This is a genomic window from Chitinispirillales bacterium (assembly GCA_031254455.1).
Lineage (GTDB): Bacteria > Fibrobacterota > Chitinivibrionia > Chitinivibrionales > Chitinivibrionaceae > WRFX01.
On sequence record JAIRUI010000066.1, the window covers coordinates 1 to 6343 of the forward strand.

Here is a 6343-nt window from a genome sequence, read left to right on the forward strand (position 1 = left end):
GTTGGGAGTAAGACGGTAACGCAGTCTCTGGATTGCTTCGCTCGCAAAGACGGCAAAACAATTGGTGACGGGAATTCGTCATTGCGAGGAGTGAAACGACGAAGCAATCTATAGACGGATGTTATAGGAAAGAAAAATTATCAAACAAGCAAATATTCCTCTGCGAAATTTTTCAATTGATTTTTCTGTATTTTCCATTATCAATCCGTTCTATCTGCAAAAAATCCAAATAAGTTTTTTCATCAAATATTTTATTTGTTTCAAAATATTTCGCACTTATCGGAATTGTTTCCAAATCGCCGCGAAGTATTTTGTGCGTATCAAAAACGCTCTTAAAAAGCCAATTTGCAAAATTCGAGTTAAAATAATCGCTCACCTGTTTTGCAGTCAATAAAAATTTTTCGTTTAATATCAAAAAATTAGCGGAATTTAACAAAAAACGCTGTTTGTTATCGACAAAAAAGCATAATTTCGACGATATAAACTTATAAATCAATTTTTCTTTTGCATTATACGACTCAAGCGGCGCTACTTGTCGATAAAATTCAAACTTATCAGGAATAAAATTTGTCGGATCTTTTAGTCCGTTTCCTGTTATATCCCGCCCGCGCCAAACGGGAATATAATTTTCTTTTTTCTCTTTTACGACAAATTTTTCATTGTTCCCCGTCACAATCCCAAGTCCCCATTTTGCATTGTTTTTTAACGTTATATATTCTTCTGAGAAAATATAGTCGATAAGATTCGATTCGTCGGTTTTTATGCTGAAATTAAATATTTTATTCGGAATGTTTTCAAACGTCTTTTTGGAACGCAGATGCTTTTTTTGTCCGATTTCACATATAATTTCATTTTCGGATTGTTTATTCGACAAAATAATCGCTTTCGCTTTCGTGAGCAATTTCTCAAACGGCTTGCCGTAGTCGATAAATCGCTCAATATCGTATTTCAACACAATTTTTCGAACATCTTGAAAACATGAAATACTAAAAAACGCTTCGGGCAAAAGAAATCCCAATTTCCCGTTCTCGTTAAGTAAAAAAAGCGATGCGCAAAAAAACAAAGACGAAGTATCCGTACTTTTTTGAGATTTGTAAATTTTTGCAAAATTTTCTCTTATATTTTTCGGAAGTTTTTTACCCCATGGCGGATTTGTAAAGATGTAATCAAATTTCTTATCCGATAAGTTCGCCGTTTGTAAAAAATCACTATTAAAAATATTTTTCGATTCTACCCCTGTTAAATCACAAATTCGTTTCTTTGTTATCGCCGCGGCGTTTTCGTCCGTGTCAAATCCATAAACGTTTTCAAGCGAAAACCCTTTTTTTACAGCTTCGATAATAAAGTTTCCGCTTCCGCAGCAAGGGTCGAGAAATGTTTTATTTTTCGTCACTTTCACCGATTTTAACATATCGCAAACAATATTTTGCGGAGTATAAAAAATCCCTTCTTTATTTCGAAACGACTCTGAAAGCAAAAATTCATATTCCTTAGAAATATTAAATCCCGCCATATTGTCTAATTTTGATTTTTCTTTAATTATTTCAGATAAATATTCGTGGTCATGAAAACCTTTTCTTGTCTTATTCGCCCGCGAAATAAGTTTTTTTTCAAAATCAACGTCATTAAGAAAATTATCAAAAGAACAGAGCGTTATTTTCCCGTTAATTGCCGGTAAATACCTTTCCTTTACCCAGTTGCGAATAGTAGCGATCGACACTCCTATTTTAAGCGAGGCGTCTGCAAACGAAATATATTTTTGCGCCATAAATAATCTTCCGTCTTTCCGTCACTCAAACCTTATAGCCTCTGCAGGCAGCAAATTTGACGCTCGCCAAGCGGGATAAAACGCCGCAAACAAACAAATCAAATTCGCCGACACAAAAATAACGGCAATATCGCCGAAATTCATCAAAATCGGCACAAAATTTATTATATAAACGTCTTCAGGAAGCGAAATCAATCGATATTTTTGCTGAACAAAACAAATCGCGCACCCCAAGGCGGTACCCAAAATGGAACCTATAATCCCTATAAACCCGCCGCTTATTAAAAAAATCCGCATAACGCTCGCTCGTCCCGCCCCCATACTTCTCAAAATTCCGATTTCTTTGCGCTTTTCCATTATCATCATAACCAAAGTCGAAGTAATGTTAAACGCCGCTACCAAAACAATTATCATTATTATTAAGGAAACTATCAATTTTTCTAATCGCATCCACTGGAAAAGCGAATGATTTTGGCTTTCCCAGTCCGAATATTTATACGGATAACCGCCCAATTCTTCGACCAATTCGCCGGCAACAATTCCCGCACGGTGAATATTTTTGCTCCTGAACGAAATCATTTCGACGCCGTCAATCTCAAATAAACTTTGCCCGGATTCAAGCGAAATAAATATCAAATTTTGGTCGTATTCGTACATTCCCGTCGAAAATATTCCCGAAATCGTAAATCTCATCATAGCGGGAGTAGGGTCGCCGCCTTCTTCACCGTTTGCAAGCGTCATAAGCACCAATTCATGCCCGACGGAAATTGCGAATTTATTGCAAATCCCACTCCCCACGATTATTGCAGGATTTTCACGGTTTTTATTTGAATTTTTGGGTTTTAGCGAAAATTCGCCTTCAATTATTCGTTTGTAAAGATCCGTAGTCAATTTTTCCAGCGAATCGTTGACCGACATTATCATAACGCCTTCTTGAATACCGGCAAACTCCACCGTACCTTTCCCCATAATCGTCGGAGAAATCGCCGTAACTTCGGGATGAGCGGCGACAATTTGCGCTATTTCTTCGTAATTATTGATGGAAGCGCTGTTACGTTTTTGAATTCTTGCATTTGCAAAAGTCCCCGTGATTCTGTCGCGAACCTCATTTTCCATCCCGTTCGCAATAGACAACGCGACCGTAAGGACGCAAGTTCCCAAAAAAACGCCAAGCATAGAAATTATAGTTATAAGTGAAATGAAACCGCGTCTGCGAAAATTCAAATATCGCGATGCTATAAACGTTTCAAATTTCATAAATTAATTCTCTGTTTCTTCGTTTTTAACGTTTTTTGGAGTAAGATGAATACCTATTCTTCCGACAATATAAGTAATAAATCCAAATCCTACGAGCACATACGTAATTCGCGAATAATAAGACATAGACAAAATAACGCCAACGGCTAATACCGCAAATCCTATAAACATTAAAATCGGAGAAATTTTGTAATAAAGTTTCATAAAAATTCCTTTCTATATTTCAAGATAATTTAATCGTTTTAATTTATCCGTCCAAAAATCGTTCCAAATTCCGCCTAAAAATATATTGCGCCACCCGCTCAACGAGACTGCAGATCCGCTTTCTAAAGTAGTACATACCAATTGCGATAATTGCTTTCGGTTATAAATTCTTGAAACGGAAATTCCTTTTTCGTTTGCCGTTTTTTCAAAAATCTCACCGATTTCCTTTGTTATCAAGCCGATTTGCGTTGAGTACTTGCTCTTAGAGTAAACACTTCTTTTAATCAGATCTTCATCGACAGGAATTTCTTTGTTTTTTATATTATCCGAAATAAACGACGCATATCTGTTGATATTTTTATGCGAAAGAGTCGTTTTTTTAAGATTTTGCGGATTTTCAGGATTGCAATTTATAATTTCACCCAATTGTCCGTGTTTAAACAAAAAAGAACGAGGTAAATTTCTATTTCTCGCCATTATTTCAACGGCGTAACACAATCGATATAATTTTTCACGATTTGAAAACGAAACGCCGTACATTTCTCTCAAATACGATTTTTCAACAGCCGCAAACAAGGAGAACGGTTCGTCTATCTTGGACAATTCTTCGCAATCTTGCAATATCCATTCGATAACGGAATTTTTTTGAGCGATTTTTAACAAAAATTTTATACACGGAGTTAAATAACGCACATCGTCCAAAGCATATTCGATTTGAGCGTCGGTAAGCGGACGATTGAGCCAATTTGTTAAAGTTTGCGTTTTGGTAAGACTTACTCCCTGAACTTTTTCAATCAATTCACTTAGAGAAACCGCCTTTCCAAACCCCGTAAACGCCGCCGTCAATTGAGTATCCAATACGTTTTTAGTGGTAACTTTAGCATAATTGTTTATAATCTGAATATCTTGATAAGCGTCATGGCATACTTTCATAATTTTTTCATTTTCCAAAAAAATCCTAAAAGATTCGGGACATTCGTTCAACTTCACAGTATCGATTATGAAAGATTTTTCCCGCGAAACTCCAATTTGAATTATTCCGATAAAAGGATAATAGGAACGTCTCCAAACAAATTCGGTATCCATTGCGACAATCGGCTCTTTTTTAAGCGCTTCAAACAGTAAATCGCAATTTTCTAAGGTATCTATCAGATTAGGAATCATTGTTTTTCCTCGGTCTTGAACAGCAAAACTAAAGCAAATATAATAATTGCCAACGCCGAACGAATTTTTTGCTTAGGTAAAATTGTCGTACTTTTAAATAATTGGGTAGGTGAAAATTTAAATATCCGTAAAAAAATACAAAATAAAACATTAAATTTTAATATTTAATAAAATTAGTACATATTTTGATGAAAACTTAATGTATATTATATATAGGAATTTTAACTTTATTTTAGTCAAATTTAACATTATGAAAAATATGCAAATACACAGTTTAGAAATTTTAGATATAATCATCCCAAAATTATACGCCGAACATTTTATCTCGTTTTCTCAAAGCGTTTGGGATGAAATGAAACGTGAAACAAATTGCCTGTCTTCAGGATTTGATACTATAAGTTGCCATATTTCATGGAGTTGCAAATTGCCGTACAGAGTAATTTATTGTAATAAAAAAGCACAGGCGACAATTCCGATTGTTTGAACGTTCCAAAACTTGGATACGAACAGTCGAAATTATCGGTTGTCTTTATTTAAAATTTTATTGGAGGTTTTTATGTTTAACAGGTTACATTTGAGTGCGAAAATCGCTATGCTCGCAGCTGTGTTACTGGTTTTTTTAGTTATTTTGGGAATAGTCGCTTCAGTTAAGATGCTGGCGGCGGAAAAAGATGCAAATCGTAACTCTACCCAGTTGATTCCTGCGCTGGGAAACCTTATCAATATTACGCATCACAGAGGTAACGTGCTCAGAGAATTACGAGATTTTACGCGTTCTTCGCGTCCCGACGTGATGCAAACCGCAGTACGAGATTTTAACAGTTTGGAAGAATTTTTTCAAAATTCTCGCGATTTGCTGAAAACGGCTAAAGACTTACCCTTGTTCGTAAAAGGAATGGAAAAAGTAGAACCAAACGCAAAAATGTTGAAAATGTACTCCGATTCGGTGTTTTCCGCAGGAAACAAACAAATTGAGCTGTCGGCAAAACTTACCATGATGGGACCGGAAATTTTAGACGACGCCTGCGACCTTAAGGCAAAAATGGATAGAGACTACGCCGCCGGCAGCGGACGCGTGTCGATTAAAGACAAGGACGATATGTTTTTGTTCGCCACCAATATCGCAAGAGCGGTGATTATGTTTAACGCCATTGTTAGAACTCACGACACTACGGGATTATCTTCCGTTGATAAAATTGCGAAAGACGTGTTTAATAATTCCGAAGTACTTTCAAAGTCGGCCACGCTGTCGGACGGGTTTAAGAGAGACGTTCAGCAAATTCTCAAGGAAATAGGCGAGTTTGACGGGATGTTCGAAGAATTTGTCAAATTACAAAATCATCGCGACCAACTATTTATAAAACAATCAAACTATATACAGGAATTTGACGCAAACATAAGCGAAATGGCCGAAGGGATGATACAGAGAAACATAAACTTAGCCGGAGAGGCGGCGAAATCTTTGGATGCGAGCGTAGCGATTGTGATTTCCTTATCGTTAATCGCTTTGGTTTTAGGAATTATTTTGTGCATCACAATTACCGGCTCAATTGTTAAACCGATTTCTATTGCGATTCAAGGACTTTCAAGCAGTTCGGCGCAAGTTACTACGGCTGCGGGAGAAATTTCAAACACGTCTCAATCAATGGCGAACGGAGCGACGGAACAGGCGTCCAATTTGGAAGAGGTCTCGTCCTCTCTTGGCGAAATTACTTCTATGACCAAACAAACCGCCGATAACGCGAAAAATGCGGACGCTCTTGTCAAGGACAGCGTGGAAAAAGCAAAGTCCGGGCAAATAGCGATGGGACGTTTGCAGGAAGCGGTTATAGAAATTCAAAATTCAAGTAACGAAACGGCAAAGATTCTTAAAGATATTGACGAAATCGCTTTCCAGACGAATCTTTTGGCTCTTAACGCCGCCGTAGAAGCGGCAAGAGCGGGTGAAGC

At 37.0% G+C, this 6343-nt stretch carries 6 protein-coding genes; 2 read left to right on the forward strand and 4 right to left on the reverse strand.

Translation table 11 applies throughout. The annotated features are described in order from the left end of the window. Nucleotides 1–172 precede the first annotated feature (172 nt). Genes LBH98_04520 through LBH98_04535 form a run of 4 tightly spaced genes read right to left on the reverse strand, consistent with a single transcriptional unit; the run spans nt 173 to nt 4393 of the window. Nucleotides 173–1768 (reverse strand): N-6 DNA methylase, encoded by a 1596-nt coding sequence (locus tag LBH98_04520; GenBank protein MDR0304021.1) that lies wholly within the window; start codon nt 1766–1768, stop codon nt 173–175. A gap of 21 nt (nt 1769–1789) precedes the next feature. Then, the gene (locus tag LBH98_04525) at nt 1790–3025 is read right to left on the reverse strand and encodes an ABC transporter permease (GenBank protein ID MDR0304022.1); all 1236 of its coding nucleotides are present in this window, start codon (nt 3023–3025) and stop codon (nt 1790–1792) included. 3 nt (nt 3026–3028) lie between these two features. Next, complete coding sequence (locus LBH98_04530; GenBank protein MDR0304023.1) at nt 3029–3229, reverse strand: hypothetical protein; 201 nt, start codon at nt 3227–3229, stop codon at nt 3029–3031. A 12-nt stretch (nt 3230–3241) separates the two neighbouring features. Continuing rightward, a complete protein-coding gene (locus LBH98_04535; GenBank protein ID MDR0304024.1) occupies nt 3242–4393 on the reverse strand; it encodes a hypothetical protein in 1152 nt (383 codons plus the stop codon). Nucleotides 4394–4652: 259 nt separating this feature from the next. Between LBH98_04535 and LBH98_04540 the strand changes: the two genes are divergently transcribed. Both LBH98_04540 and LBH98_04545 read left to right on the forward strand, forming a co-directional pair. Next, the gene (locus LBH98_04540) at nt 4653–4877 is read left to right on the forward strand and encodes a hypothetical protein (GenBank protein ID MDR0304025.1); all 225 of its coding nucleotides are present in this window, start codon (nt 4653–4655) and stop codon (nt 4875–4877) included. Between the two features lie 72 nt (nt 4878–4949). Continuing rightward, on the forward strand, nt 4950–6343 hold a 1394-nt coding region (locus LBH98_04545; protein MDR0304026.1), incomplete at its 3' end, for a methyl-accepting chemotaxis protein.